General features: G+C 58.5%; 17 protein-coding genes. 10 read left to right on the top strand and 7 right to left on the bottom strand.

Features of this window, described 5'->3' with window-relative positions:
• The first annotated feature begins 284 nt into the window (after positions 1 to 284).
• The 3 genes from AK821_RS24535 (at position 285) to AK821_RS29675 (ending at position 2,982) form a co-directional block, all read left to right on the top strand.
• Positions 285 to 1,733, top strand: coding sequence for a cytochrome ubiquinol oxidase subunit I (locus AK821_RS24535; RefSeq protein WP_064392348.1), 1,449 nt, complete (start codon positions 285 to 287; stop codon positions 1,731 to 1,733).
• 3 nt (positions 1,734 to 1,736) lie between these two features.
• A complete protein-coding gene (gene cydB, locus AK821_RS24540) occupies positions 1,737 to 2,744 on the top strand; it encodes a cytochrome d ubiquinol oxidase subunit II (RefSeq protein ID WP_007909749.1) in 1,008 nt (335 codons plus the stop codon).
• 70 nt (positions 2,745 to 2,814) lie between these two features.
• Positions 2,815 to 2,982 (top strand): DUF2474 domain-containing protein, encoded by a 168-nt coding sequence (locus AK821_RS29675; RefSeq protein WP_016773090.1) that lies wholly within the window; start codon positions 2,815 to 2,817, stop codon positions 2,980 to 2,982.
• Between the two features lie 73 nt (positions 2,983 to 3,055).
• Here AK821_RS29675 and AK821_RS24545 read toward each other — a convergent pair whose 3' ends face one another.
• Complete coding sequence (locus tag AK821_RS24545) at positions 3,056 to 4,180, bottom strand: methyltransferase (protein WP_064392350.1); 1,125 nt, start codon at positions 4,178 to 4,180, stop codon at positions 3,056 to 3,058.
• Positions 4,181 to 4,354: 174 nt separating this feature from the next.
• Positions 4,355 to 5,068, bottom strand: a complete 714-nt coding sequence (locus AK821_RS24550) for an autoinducer binding domain-containing protein (RefSeq protein WP_064392353.1) — start codon at positions 5,066 to 5,068, stop codon at positions 4,355 to 4,357.
• Positions 5,069 to 5,394: 326 nt separating this feature from the next.
• Here AK821_RS24550 and AK821_RS24555 point away from each other — a divergent pair, with 326 nt between their 5' ends.
• Positions 5,395 to 6,171, top strand: coding sequence for a ferredoxin--NADP reductase (locus AK821_RS24555; RefSeq protein ID WP_064392355.1), 777 nt, complete (start codon positions 5,395 to 5,397; stop codon positions 6,169 to 6,171).
• 46 nt (positions 6,172 to 6,217) lie between these two features.
• On the opposite strand, the gene mscL is transcribed toward AK821_RS24555, so the two are convergent.
• Positions 6,218 to 6,631, bottom strand: a complete 414-nt coding sequence (gene mscL / locus AK821_RS24560; protein ID WP_064392357.1) for a large-conductance mechanosensitive channel protein MscL — start codon at positions 6,629 to 6,631, stop codon at positions 6,218 to 6,220.
• A gap of 286 nt (positions 6,632 to 6,917) precedes the next feature.
• Here mscL and katB point away from each other — a divergent pair, with 286 nt between their 5' ends.
• From katB to radA, 3 genes are read left to right on the top strand one after another with little or no spacing between them, the layout of a single operon-like run.
• The gene (gene katB, locus AK821_RS24565) at positions 6,918 to 8,459 is read left to right on the top strand and encodes a catalase KatB (RefSeq protein ID WP_064392359.1); all 1,542 of its coding nucleotides are present in this window, start codon (positions 6,918 to 6,920) and stop codon (positions 8,457 to 8,459) included.
• Between the two features lie 60 nt (positions 8,460 to 8,519).
• Complete coding sequence (locus AK821_RS24570) at positions 8,520 to 9,056, top strand: ankyrin repeat domain-containing protein (RefSeq protein ID WP_064392361.1); 537 nt, start codon at positions 8,520 to 8,522, stop codon at positions 9,054 to 9,056.
• A gap of 46 nt (positions 9,057 to 9,102) precedes the next feature.
• Positions 9,103 to 10,470, top strand: a complete 1,368-nt coding sequence (gene radA, locus AK821_RS24575; protein WP_007909773.1) for a DNA repair protein RadA — start codon at positions 9,103 to 9,105, stop codon at positions 10,468 to 10,470.
• 100 nt (positions 10,471 to 10,570) lie between these two features.
• Here radA and AK821_RS24580 read toward each other — a convergent pair whose 3' ends face one another.
• Positions 10,571 to 10,939: a PilZ domain-containing protein gene (locus AK821_RS24580; protein WP_064392362.1), complete on the bottom strand. Its 369-nt coding sequence runs from the start codon at positions 10,937 to 10,939 to the stop codon at positions 10,571 to 10,573.
• A 160-nt stretch (positions 10,940 to 11,099) separates the two neighbouring features.
• Here AK821_RS24580 and AK821_RS24585 point away from each other — a divergent pair, with 160 nt between their 5' ends.
• The 3 genes from AK821_RS24585 (at position 11,100) to yjiA (ending at position 14,505) form a co-directional block, all read left to right on the top strand.
• Complete coding sequence (locus tag AK821_RS24585; protein ID WP_064392364.1) at positions 11,100 to 13,166, top strand: carbon starvation CstA family protein; 2,067 nt, start codon at positions 11,100 to 11,102, stop codon at positions 13,164 to 13,166.
• A 15-nt stretch (positions 13,167 to 13,181) separates the two neighbouring features.
• On the top strand, positions 13,182 to 13,379 hold the full coding sequence (locus AK821_RS24590) for a YbdD/YjiX family protein (protein ID WP_003228401.1): 198 nt from the start codon (positions 13,182 to 13,184) through the stop codon (positions 13,377 to 13,379).
• A 154-nt stretch (positions 13,380 to 13,533) separates the two neighbouring features.
• Entirely contained in the window at positions 13,534 to 14,505 is a 972-nt protein-coding gene (yjiA, locus tag AK821_RS24595) for a GTPase (protein WP_064392366.1), read from the top strand.
• Positions 14,506 to 14,603: 98 nt separating this feature from the next.
• Here yjiA and AK821_RS24600 read toward each other — a convergent pair whose 3' ends face one another.
• The 3 genes from AK821_RS24600 to AK821_RS24610 form a co-directional block, all read right to left on the bottom strand.
• The gene (locus AK821_RS24600; RefSeq protein WP_064392368.1) at positions 14,604 to 15,314 is read right to left on the bottom strand and encodes a GntR family transcriptional regulator; all 711 of its coding nucleotides are present in this window, start codon (positions 15,312 to 15,314) and stop codon (positions 14,604 to 14,606) included.
• A gap of 19 nt (positions 15,315 to 15,333) precedes the next feature.
• Positions 15,334 to 16,038, bottom strand: a complete 705-nt coding sequence (locus AK821_RS24605) for a FadR/GntR family transcriptional regulator (protein ID WP_064392370.1) — start codon at positions 16,036 to 16,038, stop codon at positions 15,334 to 15,336.
• A 76-nt stretch (positions 16,039 to 16,114) separates the two neighbouring features.
• Complete coding sequence (locus tag AK821_RS24610) at positions 16,115 to 17,428, bottom strand: C4-dicarboxylate transporter DctA (RefSeq protein ID WP_064392372.1); 1,314 nt, start codon at positions 17,426 to 17,428, stop codon at positions 16,115 to 16,117.
• Between the last annotated feature and the right edge of the window lie 129 nt (positions 17,429 to 17,557).

Consider the following 17,557-nt stretch of genomic DNA (forward strand, 5'->3'; position numbering starts at 1 on the left):
CGCTCCGGGGATTTGTTGCAGGGCATTGCCACGGTTATGAGGCAACTTGTCACGCGGCAAACGACCACGCAGTTCATCGGCAAAAATGGGACTACTCTTTCAACGTTGCTTGATCCAGATCAAGACCCAAAAGGAATTGATCCGGTGGCCAGTTGGCCAGACTCCCTGCGTTGCGATGGTTGTTTAAAAAGAACGAATCAGAATTCGCCGCACTCCATATCCGTGGGGGCAGTGGGTGCAGGCCTCCGGGTCCGCAGCCGGTATTACCTGACAGAGGAAGCCATATGTTCGGTTTAGAGGCACTAGATCTCGCCCGAATTCAGTTCGCGTTCACCATCTCGTTCCACATCCTGTTCCCGGCCATCACCATTGGCCTGGCGAGTTACCTCGCGGTGCTCGAAGGCCTGTGGCTGAAAACCCGTAACGACACCTACCGTGACCTCTACCATTTCTGGTCGAAGATCTTCGCCGTCAACTTCGGTATGGGCGTGGTCTCCGGGTTGGTCATGGCCTACCAGTTCGGCACCAACTGGAGTCGCTTCTCGGACTTCGCCGGTGCCGTCACCGGGCCGTTGCTGACTTATGAAGTGCTCACGGCATTCTTCCTTGAGGCCGGTTTCCTCGGGGTGATGCTGTTCGGCTGGAACAAGGTCGGGCGCGGGCTGCACTTCTTCTCCACGGTGATGGTGGCCATCGGTACGCTGATTTCGACGTTCTGGATTCTCGCCTCCAATAGCTGGATGCAGACTCCGCAGGGCTTCGAGATCGTCAACGGCCAAGTGATTCCGACCGACTGGCTGGCGATCATCTTCAACCCTTCGTTCCCGTACCGCCTGATGCACATGGCAACGGCCGCGTTCGTCGCCACGGCATTCTTCGTCGGCTCCTCGGCGGCCTGGCACTTGCTGCGCGGCAAGGACAACCCGGCCATCCGCACCATGCTGTCGATGGCAATGTGGATGGCGCTGATTGTCGCGCCGATCCAGGCAGTCATCGGCGACTTCCATGGTCTGAATACGCTCAAGCACCAACCGGCAAAAATCGCTGCGATCGAAGGTCACTGGGAAAACCACGGTGATGAAGCGACGCCGCTGATCCTGTTCGGCTGGCCGGACATGAAAGAAGAGAAAACCAAATTCGCCGTGGAGATCCCGTACCTCGGCAGCCTGATTCTCACTCACTCGCTGGACAAACAGGTGCCGGCGCTCAAAGAATTCCCGCCGGAAGACCGGCCGAATTCGACCATCGTGTTCTGGTCGTTCCGGATCATGGTCGGCCTCGGCTTCCTGATGATCTTCACCGGTCTGTGGAGCCTGTGGCTGCGTAAGCGCGACACGCTCTACACCTCGCGGCCGTTCCTGTATCTGGCGTTGTGGATGGGACCGTCCGGCCTGATCGCGATTCTCGCGGGCTGGTTCACCACTGAAATCGGCCGTCAGCCGTGGGTGGTCTACGGGCTGATGCGCACGGCGGATGCGTCTTCCAACCACAGCTTCATGCAGATGAGCATCACCCTGATCATGTTTGTGGTGGTGTATTTCGCGCTGTTCGGTGCAGGTCTGGGCTACATGATGCGTCTGGTGCGCAAAGGGCCGAAGATCAGCGAGGGCGTGGAAACGCCGGACGGTGGTCCTGGCAAGAAACGCACACCGGCCCGTCCGTTGTCCGCTGCCGACGATTCGGCCGATGCCGATCACGGCGACGACGACCTTCGCGTGACCAAGGAGATTTGACTCATGGGTATTGATCTTCCGCTGATCTGGGCCGTGATCATCATCTTCGGCATCATGATGTACGTGGTCATGGACGGCTTCGACCTGGGGATCGGGATTCTCTTCCCGTTCATCCCCGGCAAAGTCGACCGTGACGTGATGATGAACACCGTCGCCCCGGTCTGGGACGGCAACGAAACCTGGCTGGTACTGGGCGGCGCGGCGTTGTTCGGCGCGTTTCCGCTGGCCTATTCGGTGGTGCTGTCGGCGCTGTACCTGCCGCTGATTTTCATGCTGATCGGCCTGATTTTCCGTGGCGTGGCGTTCGAGTTCCGCTTCAAGGCCAAGGACGACAAGCGTCACCTGTGGGACAAGGCGTTTATCGGTGGCTCGGTGGCGGCGACGTTCTTTCAGGGGGTGGCGCTGGGTGCATTCATCGACGGTTTGCCGGTGGTCAATCGGCAGTTCGCCGGCGGTTCACTGGACTGGCTGACGCCGTTCACAATGTTCTGCGGCGCCGCGCTGGTGGTGGCCTATGCCTTGCTCGGCTGCACCTGGTTGATTATGAAAACCGAAGGCAAGCTCCAGGAACAGATGCATGACCTGGCACGGCCATTGGCTTTCGTACTGCTGGCCGTGATCGGTATTGTCAGTATCTGGACGCCGCTGGCTCATCCGGATATTGCCACCCGCTGGTTCAGCATGCCCAACCTGTTCTGGTTCATGCCGGTGCCGATTCTGGTGCTGGTGACGATGTACGGTTTGATCCGAGCAGTCGCGCGCAATGCCAACTACATGCCGTTTCTGCTGACCCTGGTGTTGATTTTCCTCGGCTACAGCGGTCTGGGCATCAGCCTGTGGCCGAACATCGTACCGCCGTCGATTTCGATCTGGGACGCCGCCGCACCGCCGCAAAGCCAGGGCTTCATGCTGGTGGGCACGTTGTTCATTATCCCGTTTATCCTGGGTTACACCTTCTGGAGCTACTACGTGTTCCGCGGCAAGGTCACCCATGAAGACGGCTATCACTAATCCTGTGGGAGCGGGCTTGCCCGCGATGGCGTCGGTAGCGGCGCCATCGATCTGACTGAGGATCGCAACAATGACCGGCAAACATTCCCTGCACGACATTGAAGAAGCCGAAAAAAAACCGCTGTGGCAGCGGCTCGGCTGGCTGGCCCTGATCTGGGTCGGTAGCGTTGGCGTGCTGTTCATCGCCGCCAGCCTGATGCGCATGTTCATGAATGCCGCAGGCCTGACCACGCACTGAATCATCCCCGTCCCGGCGCCTTCGGGTACGGCTTTGCAACCCTCCTTGCGGAGGGTTTTTTTTGCCTGGCGGTTTACTTGCGGGCTTTGAGGATCACGAACTTCGGTGTCGCTGCTACTTGCTCGACGCCCCGGAACAACCGGGCCAGTTTGCTGTGATAGCCCAGATGGCGGTTGCCGACGATGTACAGCGCACCACCCACTACCAGCGCTTCGCGCGCCTGCTGGAACATGCGCCAGGCGAGGAAGTCACCGACGACTTGCTGCTGATGGAATGGCGGATTGCACAGCACCGCATCCAGTGATTGTGCCTCTTGTCCGGCCAGACCATCGCCTGCACGCACTACGACCTCGCGATCACCCAGCGCCGCGCGCCAGTTTTCAGCGGCCGATTGCACCGCCATGTACGACTCGTCGACCAGTGTGTAATGCGCATCCGGATTGCGCAGGGCGCTGGCAATCGCCAATACGCCATTACCGCAGCCAAGGTCGGCTACCCTTGCACTGCCGAGGTTTTGCGGCAGATGCGGCAGAAAGGCGCGAGTACCGATATCGAGGCCTTCGCGGCAAAACACGTTGGCGTGGTTGAGCAGTTCGATTGCTGGCTCATCAAGGCGATAACGCGACGGGTAGGGCGAGACCGCCGGGGCCTTTGCCTGCGGCGTCGCGATCAGTAGCCGGGCTTTCTTTACGGCCAGCGAGGCTTGCACGGGGCCGATGTAACGCTCCAGTAAATCACCGGCCGCGCGTGGCAGGTGTTTGACCATCGCCGCGGCGACGACCTCAGCACCCGGCGCCAGTTGCCCTTGCAAGCGGATCAGTTGTTCTTCGAGCAGGGCCAGAGTCTTCGGGACGCGGATCAACACACGGTCGAACGGGCCGATCAACGGCTCGCTGGCCGGGATTGGGCGAATCGCGTCGAATGCCTGACCATTGCGCAGCAAGTTCTTTTCCAGCCCAAGGAATCCGAGAAACGAATCACCGCTGCTGCTCACTGCGACTTTGCCCAGGAGGCTGGCAGCCAGCGCGCCGAAGCTGTCATTGAGCACTAGTACCCGTGTGTTCGCTGCGGGCTGTTGCGCGGCAAGATGATTGAGCAGGTACTCGTCGGCCGCATCGAAGGCTTGCAGTGGTTCATTCTGCTGCTCGGGCTGGCGAATCAGATCAAGTTGGGCGAAGGGCGTGTCGAGCAAAGGCATGGGGCGGGACTCTGGGTAATCAACGGGTGTCCCGCGGCCCAGGGGATCGTGCGGCGGAACCGTCCGAGTGCAATGCGACGTGCAAGTATGGCGTCATCACTCAGGAAGGTCGCAAATGGTACTTTTTTTTCCGTTGGAATACCCGCGGGTTTTCGTCGTGGCGGGGATGTCTCGTCAGATGATGCCGATCCGCGTGGCTGCAATGACGGCAGAAATCTTGTTGCAGACGTTGAGTTTCAGAATCACGTTTTGCACGTGATAGTTCACAGTCCGCTCGCTGAGGAACAGAATCCTCGAAATTTCATACGCGGTCTTGCCCACAGCTGAGAGTTTCAACACTTCCAGCTCCCGCGGCGACAGGTGTGGTTGCGCGGCCTTGAGCGCCTGTTTGGGCAGCGTCCTGGCGAACAGTTCACTCAGGTGGCTGGTCGCGTAGAACATATAGCCAAAATGCTCGTACAGTTCGAGGGGGCTCAAGGGGCCATGCTCTCTGGCCAGGCTGAGAATGCTGCACAAACCGCTTTCCTCGTGCAGAAATGACTGCGACCAGCCGTGGCGCAAGCCATTATCCTGCTGGGCTTGCCATAAGTGCGGGGTCGAGGAGAACAGGTGCTCGCTCCAGACAACAGGCAACATTGAGTGGTTGCAGTGTGCTATTGCCGGGTCGACTTTACTGTAGCGTTCCTTTTCATATTGCTGGCTGAATTGTCGGGGGTAATTATTGATTTGCAAGGCGTTAAAATCGGCATTCCGATTGTTTGATGTCAAATAGATGGCGCAAAACTTGAACCCGATATCTTCAGCAAATTTCAGCAGGATTGGATAAGCAACATCAATCTCCCTGGCGAGAGTCAGCTGCTTCAACTGGGACTCCTTCCACATTTCCATCACTAACTCTCCATGAGTTCTTCGCGGGGGTGCTTTTTTGGATCCAAAGGATCAGCACGAAAACGAAGTGTAGGACGATTCTTACAAAAGCTTCTGGAATATTTTGTTATTGGAGTTCGGCGTTGTTTAAAAAAAAGATATTAGTAAGCGGCTTTTTTCATATGGTGTGTGGCATCTGATCGATCGGTAGTATGCGAACGTTGGATGTTTGCCACTCCTTAAAGATATTGTTTGTGAGGGCTTGGCGCTAATGCCATTACAAACCACCGGTGTTTAATCGCAGAGGATTGCGCGAAACTGCGCGTACCGGTTCGATGGAGTACCCCATGACTGCCAGCACTGAGAAGTTCACCCGACAGGCCTTGCTCGATGTCCAGCCTGTTACGGCCAATCTGTTCACGCTGCGTACCACGCGCGATGCCGGGTTCAGGTTTCGCGCCGGCCAGTTCGCCCGCCTGGGAGTGACCAAGGCTGATGGCAGTACGGTATGGCGGGCTTATTCGATGGTGTCGTCGCCGTTCGATGAGTTTCTCGAGTTCTTTTCCATCGTGGTGCCAGGAGGGGAGTTCACCAGCGAGCTGAGCCGATTGCAGGTGGGCGATACCTTGCTGGTGGAGCGCCAGGCGTTTGGATACCTGACCCTTGATCGTTTCGTCGATGGTCGCGACCTGTGGTTGTTGTCCACGGGTTCCGGGGTCGCGCCGTTTCTATCGATCCTGCAGGACTTCGAGGTCTGGGAAAAATTCGAGCGCATCATTCTCGTCTATAGCGTGCGCGAGGCGCGCGAGCTGGCTTATCAATCGTTGATCGCCGAACTGACGCAACGGGAATACCTGCAAGAGTACGCCCACAAATTTCGGTTCATCCCGACGGTTACGCGTGAGGAACATCCCGGGGCGCTGAATGGGCGCATCACCCTGCTGATCGAGAATGGTGAGCTGGAGCGCAGGGCTGGCGTCAGCCTGACGCCCGAACATTCGCGGGTCATGCTGTGCGGCAATCCGCAGATGATCGGCGACACCCGCGCCCTGCTGAAACGACGCGGTATGAGCCTGAGCCTTAGCCGCAGGCCCGGTCAGGTGGCGGTGGAAAACTACTGGTAAAAAAAACGGCACCTCACCGGTGCCGTTTTCGTTCATGCCAGCGTGCTCAGGGGCGAGTGTTCTGCGCCTTGAGCAAGTCGCGGATCTCGCCCAGCAATTCCTCTTCTTTGGTCGGAACCGGCGGCAGAGTCGGGGCCACGGCCTCTTCACGCTTCAGGCGGTTGATGGCTTTGACGCCCATGAAAATCGCGAAGGCGACGATGACGAAGTCCAGAATCGTCTGGAGGAACTTGCCGTACGCCATGACCACCGCAGGGGCATTGCCCTCGGCAGCTTTCAGCGTAATTGCCAGATCACTGAAGTCCACACCTCCGATCAGCAGGCCGATTGGCGGCATGATGACGTCGCCGACAAACGACGAAACAATCTTGCCGAAGGCCGCGCCGATGATGATACCGACGGCCATGTCGACCACATTGCCTTTGACCGCGAAGGCCTTGAACTCACTTAGCACGCCCATAGGTTATTTCCTTGTTACAGATGAGGTTGGTGTACGCAGTGTAAATCAGCAAAACGCGTCCTGCGCGAAACACCTTCTTACAATGCCCGTTTTTATCGACACATTAATTGGTAAATAGTTTGCAAAATGCCACTAATCGCGCGCGAAATACGCCTTAACTCGCTGATCAGGAAGCTATTTTTTTCAATCGTGAAGTTGTGAAGATTCTATTTATGTTCCCGCGCCATGCCCTCTAGCCTCTGGTTGGCGCACCCGGATGCGCCCAAAAAAACCAGAGGAACCTGATATGACTTCATCGCTTGGCTCAGGGGCTTTTCCCCGTCGCCGTACCCTTGGCGTACTCACCGCCAGCCTGCTGACGTTCTCCGTGAATGCCGCGCCCCTGACGCGCGATAACGGCGCCGCGGTCGGTGACAACCAGAACTCGCAAACCGCCGGCGCCAATGGCCCGGTGCTGCTGCAGGATGTGCAACTGATTCAGAAACTGCAGCGTTTCGACCGTGAACGCATCCCTGAACGCGTGGTGCACGCCCGCGGTACCGGTGCGCATGGCACCTTCACCGTGACCAATGACCTGAGCGACCTGAGCAAGGCCAAGGTATTTGCTGCCGGCCAGACGACGCCCGTCTTCGTGCGGTTTTCCGCTGTGGTACATGGCAACCACTCCCCGGAAACCCTGCGTGACCCCCGTGGTTTCGCCACCAAGTTCTATACCGCTGATGGCAATTGGGACCTGGTTGGCAATAACTTCCCGACCTTTTTCATCCGTGATGCAATCAAGTTCCCGGATATGGTGCATGCATTCAAACCGGATCCGCGCACTAATCTGGACGACGATTCACGTCGTTTCGATTTCTTTTCCCATGTGCCGGAAGCCACTCGAACGCTGACCGAGTTGTATTCCAATTCGGGAACGCCCGCGAGTTATCGGGAAATGGATGGCAATGGTGTACATGCCTATAAACTGATTAACGCGAAAGGTGAAGTTCACTACGTAAAGTTTCACTGGAAAAGTTTGCAGGGGATTAAAAACCTCACGCCTGGAGAAGTAAGCAAAGTTCAAGGTCAAGATTACAGTCATATGACCAATGATCTTGTCACTCATATCAACAAGGGTGATTTCCCGAAGTGGGACTTGTACATTCAAGTGCTAAAACCACAAGATTTGTCTAAGTTTGATTTCGATCCATTGGACGCTACCAAGATCTGGCCAGGTATTCCTGAGCGAAAAGTTGGACAGATGGTTTTGAACCGAAATCCGCAAAACGTATTTCAGGAGACCGAACAAGTGGCCATGGCGCCAGCCAATGTAGTTCCGGGTATCGAGCCATCGGAAGATCGTTTGTTGCAAGGTCGAGTGTTCTCTTATGCCGATACGCAGATGTATCGTCTCGGCGCCAACGCTTTGCAACTGCCGATCAACGCACCGAAGGTTGCGGTGAATAACGGCAATCAGGATGGCGCAATGAACATCGGCGCGAGCAACTCCGGGGTGAATTATCAGCCAAGCCGTTTGCAGCCGCGTGAAGAAGCAAATAGTGCGCGCTACAGCCAGTCGGCGCTGTCCGGCAACACTCAGCAGGCGAAAATTACACGAGAGCAGAACTTCAAACAGGCCGGTGAACTGTATCGCTCATTCAGCCAGAAGGAACGTCGTGACCTGATCGAGAGCTTTGGCGGCTCGCTGGCGACCACCGATGACGAGAGCAAGCACATCATCCTGTCTTTCCTTTATAAGGCTGATCCGGAATACGGCAGTGGTGTGACGGCAGTAGCCAAGGGTGACCTGAGTCGAGTCAAGGCGTTGGCGGCCAAGCTGGTCGACTGATTTCGACGCAATGCCATGCGGGGCCTGAATCAGGCCCCGTTCTGTTCAAGGAGGTGGTTTATGCGTGTTCTTCTATTCTTGCTGCTCGGCTGCCAGTCCTTTGCTGCGCTGGCCGAACAGAACCCTGAGGCGATCAAGGCCCAACTGCAGGACTACTATTTCGACGCCGCCCGGCGCGGTGATGTACCGATGCTCGAGACCTTCATCGAGTCCGGCTATTCCCTCGATACCCGTGACGGCAAGGGTTACACCGCATTGATTCTGGCGGCCTATCACGGTCAGGCGCCGGCGGTGGAGCGTTTGCTCGCGGCCGGGGCCGACGCCTGTGCGCAGGATCAACGCGGCAATACCGCGCTGATGGGGGCGATCTTCAAAGGCGAGTTGCAGATCGCCCGACGCCTGATGGCTACCCATTGCAGCCCTGACCAACGCAATGGCGCCGGGCAGACGGCTGCCATGTACGCCGGGTTGTTCAAACGCCTGGAATTGCTCGATGCACTGAAAACCAGGGGCGCCGATCTGAATGCCGAGGATCCGTTGGGCAATAGCGCCACACGTCTGGCCAACGGGGAAATCCGTACCAGCGCGCCGCGCTGATCGACGACAGCTGCGTTATCATCGCCGTTTTTGCCGGGGGATCGAGATGGCCAAGGCCAAGCGCATGTACGGCTGCACCGAGTGCGGCGCAACCTTTCCCAAGTGGGCCGGGCAGTGTGGGGAGTGTGGTGCCTGGAACACCCTGACCGAAACCATGATCGAAAGTGGCGGCGCCACAGCACCCACCGGTCGCACCGGCTGGGCCGGGCAGCAGGCACAGATCAAGACCCTGGCCGAAGTCAGCATTGAAGAGATTCCGCGCTTCTCCACCGCTTCCGGCGAACTGGATCGCGTGCTCGGCGGCGGTCTGGTCGACGGTTCTGTGGTGTTGATCGGCGGCGATCCCGGGATCGGCAAGTCAACCATTCTGTTGCAGACCCTGTGCAACCTCGCCAAGAGCATGCCGGCCCTTTACGTCACTGGCGAAGAATCTCAGCAACAAGTGGCCATGCGCGCCCGCCGTCTCGGCTTGCCGCAGGATCAACTGCGAGTCATGACCGAAACCTGCATCGAAACCATAATTGCCACAGCTCGCCAGGAAAAGCCCAAGGTGATGGTGATCGACTCGATTCAGACGATCTTCACCGAACAACTGCAATCGGCGCCCGGCGGCGTATCCCAGGTGCGCGAGAGCGCGGCGCTGCTGGTGCGTTACGCCAAGCAGAGCGGCACGGCGATTTTCCTCGTCGGCCACGTGACCAAGGAAGGCGCGCTGGCCGGTCCGCGTGTGCTCGAGCATATGGTCGACACCGTGCTGTACTTCGAAGGTGAGTCCGATGGTCGTCTGCGTTTGCTGCGCGCGGTGAAAAACCGTTTCGGCGCGGTCAACGAGTTGGGCGTGTTCGGCATGACCGACAAGGGCTTGAAAGAAGTCTCCAACCCGTCGGCGATTTTTCTCACCCGCGCGCAGGAAGAAGTTCCAGGCAGTGTGGTCATGGCGACGTGGGAAGGCACGCGGCCGATGCTGGTTGAAGTGCAGGCCTTGGTCGATGACAGTCATCTGGCCAACCCGCGCCGGGTGACACTGGGGCTGGATCAAAACCGTTTGGCGATGTTGCTCGCGGTTTTGCATCGCCATGGCGGGATTCCGACGCACGACCAGGATGTGTTCCTCAACGTGGTGGGCGGGGTGAAGGTGCTGGAAACGGCGTCTGACCTGGCGTTGATGGCCGCGGTGATGTCGAGTTTGCGCAACCGACCGTTGCCGCATGATCTGTTGGTGTTCGGTGAGGTCGGCCTGTCCGGCGAAGTGCGCCCAGTGCCGAGCGGTCAAGAGCGCTTGAAGGAAGCGGCGAAGCATGGCTTCAAACGGGCGATCGTGCCGAAGGGCAATGCGCCGAAGGAGTCGCCTCCAGGTTTGCAGATCATCGCCGTGACCCGCCTCGAACAGGCCCTCGACGCACTTTTCGAATAACCAGAGATACCCTGTAGGAGCTGCCGCAGGCTGCGATCTTTTGATCTTCAAAACAAAGTCAAAAGATCGCAGCCTGCGGCAGCTCCTACAGGGGCAAGCTTCAGATTTCGATCAGCGCGCCCAGTTCGCGTTCCAGTTCGGCTTCGTCAGCCAGATTCAGCTCGATCAATCGCCGCAAGCGCTGGATCGACTCCAGACTGATGTGCCGGCAGACAAACCCCAACTGGCCGTTCTCTTCATGGGCCAAGTGCACATCCATCTCGATATCGACGTCATCGCTCAGATGAATATCGACGAAGAAATCCTTCTGCGCGTCCCCCAGCCACGGCTCCGGTCGCTCGATCAACAGCCCTTTGAGCGAGAGGTCGATCAACTTGACGGGCCAGATGTACTCGGCCTGACTCAGCTCGGTTCTGGCATCGAACGCAATACGTTTGAAGCGACGACGGTTGGCTGGGTGCTCGCTCATGGCGCAATCCTCCGAAGGTTCGCTGACTATAGACCCGCATTGTTCGCGCGTGCCAGCGCAAACGGGCCAGATAGACCAATGTCGGGGTATGGCCTTTGGCGCCGTTAGCGCTAAACTCGGGGTGGCTGTCTTTCTTGTCCACCCTGGCTGGAATAATAAAATGAAAAATAATAATAGCCTGCTACGCCACTTACCCCGGCTAGTGCTGGCAATCGTAGGAGCGTGCGCCCTGGGCGTGGTGGCATTGCGCCGCGGCGAGGCGATCAACGCCTTGTGGATCGTGGTCGCTGCCGTGGCCATTTATCTGGTTGCGTACCGTTACTACAGTCTGTTCATCGCTAACAATGTGATGCAACTGGACCCGCGTCGGGCCACCCCCGCCGTGCTCAACAACGACGGTCTGGATTATGTGCCGACCAACAAACACATTCTTTTCGGTCACCACTTCGCTGCCATCGCTGGCGCGGGGCCTCTGGTCGGCCCGGTATTGGCGGCGCAGATGGGCTACTTGCCCGGCACGCTCTGGCTGATTGCCGGTGTGGTGCTGGCGGGCGCGGTGCAGGACTTCATGGTTCTGTTCATGTCGACCCGGCGCAACGGCCGTTCCCTGGGCGACATGGTGCGTGAAGAAATGGGCCGCGTGCCCGGCACCATCGCCCTGTTCGGCTGCTTCCTGATCATGATCATCATCCTCGCGGTGCTGGCGTTGATCGTGGTGAAAGCACTGGCGGAGAGCCCGTGGGGTATCTTCACCGTGATGGCGACCATCCCGATTGCGATGTTCATGGGCATTTACATGCGCTACATCCGTCCGGGCCGCATCGGCGAAATCTCCGTGGTCGGCGTATTGCTGTTGCTCGGTTCGATCTGGCTCGGCGGGCAGATTGCTGCTGATCCGGTGTGGGCCAAGGCGTTCACCTTCACCGGCGTGCAGATCACCTGGATGCTGGTCGGTTACGGTTTCGTCGCGGCATCGCTACCGGTCTGGCTGATTCTGGCACCGCGCGACTACCTCTCCACGTTCCTCAAGATCGGCACCATCGTCGCCCTGGCGATCGGCATTCTGATCACCATGCCCGAGCTGAAAATGCCGGCGCTGACCCAGTTCGTCGACGGCACTGGCCCTGTGTGGAAGGGCGGTCTGTTCCCGTTCCTGTTCATCACCATTGCCTGCGGTGCGGTTTCCGGTTTCCACGCGCTGATTTCTTCGGGCACCACGCCGAAGTTGCTGGATAACGAAACCAACGCCCGTTACATCGGTTACGGCGGCATGCTGATGGAGTCGTTCGTCGCCATCATGGCCATGGTCGCCGCGTCGGTGATCGAGCCTGGCGTGTACTTCGCGATGAACAGCCCGGCCGCCGTGGTTGGCAGTGATGTCGCATCGGTTGCGCAAGTGGTTTCCAGTTGGGGCTTTGCGATCACGCCGGAAGCGCTGCAAGCCGTGGCGCATGACATTGGCGAAACCACCATCCTGGCCCGTGCCGGTGGTGCGCCAACCCTGGCGGTCGGTATCGCACAGATCCTGCACAGTGTTCTGCCGGGTGAAAACACCATGGCGTTCTGGTACCACTTCGCGATCCTGTTCGAGGCACTGTTCATCCTGACCGCGGTTGACGCCGGTACTCGTGCCGGGCGCTTCATGCTGCAGGATCTGCTGGGCTCCTTCGTTCCGGCGCTGAAGCGTACCGAATCGTGGACTGCCAACCTGATCGCCACCGCCGGTTGTGTGGCAATGTGGGGCTGGTTGCTGTATCAGGGCGTGATCGATCCACTGGGCGGCATCAACACCTTGTGGCCACTGTTCGGTATCTCCAACCAGATGCTGGCGGGTATCGCGCTGATGCTCGGCACCGTGGTTCTGATCAAAATGAAGCGTCAGCGTTACATTTGGGTCACCCTGCTGCCAGCCACCTGGCTGCTGATCTGCACCACGACTGCAGGCTTCATCAAGTTGTTCGACGCCAACCCGGCGATCGGCTTCCTGTCGCTGGCCAAGAAGTACAGCGATGCGCTGGCCAACGGTCAGGTGCTGGCCCCGGCAAAAAGCGTCGAGCAGATGCAGCACGTGATCTTCAACGCCTACACCAACGCAACGCTCACCGCGCTGTTCCTGTTCGTGGTCTTCAGCATCCTGTTCTATGCGCTCAAGGTCGGCATCGCCGCCTGGGGCAAAAAAGAGCGCACGGATAAAGAATCGCCATTCCAGGCTCTGCCGGACGCGTAACCAGAGGATTGCACCATGTTCAATGACCTGAGTCGCCTCGGTAAATACCTCGGTCAGGCCGCGCGCCTGATGGTCGGCATGCCCGACTACGACACCTACGTCGAGCATATGCAAACCAAGCACCCGGACAAACCGGTGATGAGCTACGAGATGTTCTTCCGCGAACGTCAGGAGGCCCGTTACGGTGGCAAGGGTGGGCCGAAGTGCTGTTGAGCTGACAGCGCAGAGGTTGAGGTAATCCCCTGTGGGAGCTAGCACTGCTGGCGATTGCGGAGTGTCATTCGACAGTCATGTCGACTGATACACCCTCATCGCCAGCAGGCTGGCTCCCACATTTGTTTTGTGTTTCTTTTCAGGAGATCGAGTTTTGTCCTCTCCCATCCCGGTCACGGTACTCAGCGGTTTCCTCGGTGCCGGCAAGACCACTTTGCTGCGCCATATTTTGAAAGCCGAGCACGGCCTGAAAATCGCCGTGATCGAAAACGAATTCAGCGACGCCGGCATCGATAGCCAATTGCTCGGTGATGAACCCGTCCAGGTCATGACCCTGGCCAACGGCTGCGTCTGCTGCACCATCCACACCGACCTGACCAAAGCCCTGTACCTGCTGCTCGAACGGCTGGACAGCGGCGAGATCGCCTTCGATCGCCTAGTGATCGAATGCACCGGTCTGGCCGATCCCGCACCGGTCGCGCAGACCTTTTTCATCGATGAAGAGCTGCGTGAGCGATACCTGCTCGACGGCATCATTACCCTGGTCGATGCCGCGCATGCCGACGTGCACCTGACTCAGACCATCGCCCAGGCGCAGATCGGTTTCGCCGACCGCTTGCTGGTGAGCAAGACCGATCTGGTCGACGAAGCCACGTTCAACGCGTTGAGCGAACGCCTGACACGGATCAACCGGCGTGCGCCGGTTCGTGTGGTTGAGCACGGCAATATTGATCTGGCTGAACTGCTCGATGTGCGCGGCTTTAATCTCAACGCCGACCTCGGCGGCGGATTGAGCCTGCGTCCGGTCACCAAGGCACCGTCGATTGATCGCATTTCCAGTCTGGTGCTGCGCACCGATCAACCGCTGGATATTGATCAGCTCAGCGAGTTCATGAATGAATTGCTGGAAGAGCACGGCAAACAATTGCTGCGTTACAAAGGCGTGCTGAGCATTGCTGGCGAAGATCGCCGCCTGGTTTTTCAGGGTGTGCTGAAACTCTATGGTTTCGACTGGGACACCGAATGGGCCGAGGGAGAGGCGCGGGATAGCGTGATTGTGTTTATTGCTGATGATTTGCCGGAAGAGAAGATTCGGGCGGGGTTTGCCAGGGTGGTTTCTGCCTGATGGATCTTGGTTGTCAGTGATGGCCTCTTCGCGAGCAGGCTCACTCCTACAGTTGCAATGCGTTCCCCTGTAGGAGTGAGCCTGCTCGCGATAGCAATCTAACCTGCAACACAATGCTCAAGATCTGAACCCAGCAGCGTCTGCTCAAGATGATCCAGATGCCGATTCATCAACATCGCGGCCTTGGAAATATCGCCTCGCTCGACGGCCTCAACCAGCGCCAAATGTTCCCGCCAGGCGCAACAGCTGTGCGTCAGAGACGAACTTCGCGCAATCGCCAATGATGTCAGCGGCACCAGGCTGCCGAGAAAATGCGCCAACGGCGCATTCCCCGCCATCTGCGCCAAGTGCAGATGAAACTCCCCCGACAAGCGAATCGCCGTCCCGCGCCGATCCTGCTCGACAGCCTGACGCTCGCGCTCGATCAACCCGCGCAAGCGTTTCAAGCCGTCAGCCTTTGGGCACTGGCAGGCCAAACGTACCAACGTACTTTCAGTCAGCCGTCGTGCGTGCAAAGTCTGCCGTGTCTGCTCGCGATCAGGCGCCGCCACACGCGGGCGATGGTTGGCGCGCAGGACAATGACTTGCTCAAGCGACAACTGCGTCAGCACCCGGCGCACATCCGCACGACTGACACTGAACATCTCTTTCAAACTGTCCTCGGTGAATCGGCTGTCCGGATCAAGGCGCTGTTCCAGAATCGCATCGAACAGTCGCGGATACAGATCGTCCGTCGGCGCCCTTACGCGGGAAAAGGGCAGGGGCGCAGTAGTCGGGTGGGTGTGCGACGGTGAGGCGAAACTGTTCATAGCCTGTCTCCAATAGGAATCAGCGACTCAGGTTGTCATCCGGAATATTCAGCTCGATGCCCATGCGTTGACCTTCGCGCAGGATGTGCCGGCGCATTTCGGCACTGGCCTGGGCGCTGTTCTTGCTGCGGATTGCGCGCACCACGGCTTCGTTTTCTTCCAGGCGTTCGGCCAAATGTTCCGGGGAGTTACGCAGCACTTCGGCACTCTGCTTGAGCGCATTGCTGGTTTGCTGCACCACGCTCTGGAAAATCGGGTTCGAGGTCAGGGTGAACAGTTCTTCGTGGAAGGCGATGTAGGCGCTGACCCCGGCCTCACTGTCACCGGCCTCAAGGGCTTCGCGCATGTCCATCAGGGTCAGGCGCAACTGGCCGACTTCCTTGCTGCTGATTGACTGCGCGACCAGGCCAACAATGAACGGCTCAAGGGTGTAGCGCAGTTGCAGCACATCTTCGAGGCTGGCACCGGCGACTGCACTGTCGTGGCTTTGACCGTCGCTGAATTGCGCGTCGAGTACGATCACGCCTTTGCCCGGCATCGAGCGGACGAGGCCGAGGGTTTCCAGGACGATCACTGCTTCGCGCAGGCTCGGACGACTGATGCCCAGCTGTTCGGCGAGTTCGCGCTGGCCCGGCAGCATGTCGCCGGAGCGCCACTGGCCACGGGCCAATGCGGCCCGCAGTTTTTCTACGACTGAGTTGACGACGGTTGATGTGGTGATCACTTGTCTTGCTCCATGTGCCTAAAGGGGCGCCGCAAACCAAAAGATCGCAGCCTGCGGCCACCCCGGCAGGGTTAAATCAGAACTCCTGCTGGTGCGCCGGAGTTGCTGCTTTACGCGGTTGAAAGGTGTAGCCCTGCTGACCGCTGAGTACTTTGTTGGCGCGTTGTACGTCGATGTCCTTTTCCCAACGGGCGATCGCTACCGTGGCAACGCAGTTGCCGATCAGGTTGGTCAGCGCCCGACCGATGCCCATGAACCAGTCCACGGCCAGCACCAATACCAGACCGACCACCGGGATCGCCGGAATCGCCGTCAACGTTGCCGCCAGAATCACCAGTGCCGAACCGGGAATGCCGTGGGCACCTTTGGAGGTAATCAGCGACACCAGCAGAATGGTCAGCAAGTCGGTCATCGCCAGTGGTGTGCCGGTGGCATTGGCGATGAAGACAATGGCCAGGGTGAGGTAGATCGAAAAACCGTCGAGATTGAACGAGTACCCGGTCGGAATCACCAGACCCACGGTCGAACTGCCGATGCCGAGGTGTTCGAGTTTGCGCATGATCTGTGGCAACACGGCGTCGGACGAGGCGGTGCCCATGACGATCAGCAGTTCTTCACGCAGATACTTCAACAGCGGCCACATGCGCAGGCCAGAGGCACGCATCACCAGACCGAGAATCACGCTGACGAACGCGATGCAGGTCAGGTAGAACAAACCGACCAGGCTACCCAGATGTTGCAGGGAGTCGAGGCCATATTTGCTGGTGGTGAAAGCGATGGCGCCGAACACGCCGATCGGTGCCAGACGCACGATCATGCCCATGATCCGGAAGATCACATGGCTCAGTTCGTTGATCAGTCGCGAGATCCCGGAAGCGGCTTCACCGACCAGATTCAACGCACTGCCGAACAGCACCGAGAACAGTAGAACCTGCAGAATGTTGTTGTCAGCGAAGGCACCGATCACCGACGTCGGGATCAGGTCCATCAGGAACTGCGTGGTGGTGTGCATGTGCTGGCCGCGTTCGGCGAGATCGCCCATGTCGGTGGTGGACAGCTGCTCCAGATGAATATTCGCGCCGCTGCCGATGCCAGTGCTGAAGGCGAAGACCAGGCCGATCACCAAAGCGATGGTGGTCAGCACTTCAAAGTAGATCACCGACTTGAGGCCGATGCGCCCGACCTTCTTCAGATCGCCCGCGCCGCTGATACCGCTGACCACCACGCAGAACACGATCAGGCCAATGAGCATCTTGATCAGTTTGATGAAACCGTCGCCGAGCGGTTTGAGCTGGGCCGAGTATTCGGGGAGGGTCAGCCCGCAGACGATGCCGAGCATCAGTCCGAGAACCACTTGGAGAAAGATTGAACGCGAGCACCATCTGAGCATGGGAGGAATCCTGGTCGGTGTCCTGGCTGCCGTGTGCGGAGCACATCAGATTCAGGACTTAATTATTGTGGTCTTACCGGTATGTCCAGTGCAGGCGCAGTCTACGCTCGGTTTTTTCAGTAATACAAG

Source organism: Pseudomonas sp. RIT-PI-r (genome assembly GCF_001297015.1).
Classification (GTDB): domain Bacteria; phylum Pseudomonadota; class Gammaproteobacteria; order Pseudomonadales; family Pseudomonadaceae; genus Aquipseudomonas.

What these genes read in the sequence shown, in the direction of transcription:
- cydB (WP_007909749.1), top strand. Translation starts at nt 1,737, where the DNA reads ATGGGTATTGATCTTCCGCTGATCTGGGCCGTGATCATCATCTTCGGC.
- AK821_RS24580 (WP_064392362.1), bottom strand. Translation starts at nt 10,939, where the DNA reads ATGAGCGAGCACCCAGCCAACCGTCGTCGCTTCAAACGTATTGCGTTC.
- AK821_RS24590 (WP_003228401.1), top strand. Translation starts at nt 13,182, where the DNA reads ATGTTCAATGACCTGAGTCGCCTCGGTAAATACCTCGGTCAGGCCGCG.
- AK821_RS24585 (WP_064392364.1), top strand. Translation starts at nt 11,100, where the DNA reads ATGAAAAATAATAATAGCCTGCTACGCCACTTACCCCGGCTAGTGCTG.
- AK821_RS24550 (WP_064392353.1), bottom strand. Translation starts at nt 5,068, where the DNA reads ATGGAAATGTGGAAGGAGTCCCAGTTGAAGCAGCTGACTCTCGCCAGG.
- AK821_RS24570 (WP_064392361.1), top strand. Translation starts at nt 8,520, where the DNA reads ATGCGTGTTCTTCTATTCTTGCTGCTCGGCTGCCAGTCCTTTGCTGCG.
- radA (WP_007909773.1), top strand. Translation starts at nt 9,103, where the DNA reads ATGGCCAAGGCCAAGCGCATGTACGGCTGCACCGAGTGCGGCGCAACC.
- AK821_RS24545 (WP_064392350.1), bottom strand. Translation starts at nt 4,180, where the DNA reads ATGCCTTTGCTCGACACGCCCTTCGCCCAACTTGATCTGATTCGCCAG.
- AK821_RS24600 (WP_064392368.1), bottom strand. Translation starts at nt 15,314, where the DNA reads ATGAACAGTTTCGCCTCACCGTCGCACACCCACCCGACTACTGCGCCC.
- katB (WP_064392359.1), top strand. Translation starts at nt 6,918, where the DNA reads ATGACTTCATCGCTTGGCTCAGGGGCTTTTCCCCGTCGCCGTACCCTT.
- AK821_RS24535 (WP_064392348.1), top strand. Translation starts at nt 285, where the DNA reads ATGTTCGGTTTAGAGGCACTAGATCTCGCCCGAATTCAGTTCGCGTTC.
- AK821_RS24555 (WP_064392355.1), top strand. Translation starts at nt 5,395, where the DNA reads ATGACTGCCAGCACTGAGAAGTTCACCCGACAGGCCTTGCTCGATGTC.
- mscL (WP_064392357.1), bottom strand. Translation starts at nt 6,631, where the DNA reads ATGGGCGTGCTAAGTGAGTTCAAGGCCTTCGCGGTCAAAGGCAATGTG.
- AK821_RS24610 (WP_064392372.1), bottom strand. Translation starts at nt 17,428, where the DNA reads ATGCTCAGATGGTGCTCGCGTTCAATCTTTCTCCAAGTGGTTCTCGGA.
- AK821_RS29675 (WP_016773090.1), top strand. Translation starts at nt 2,815, where the DNA reads ATGACCGGCAAACATTCCCTGCACGACATTGAAGAAGCCGAAAAAAAA.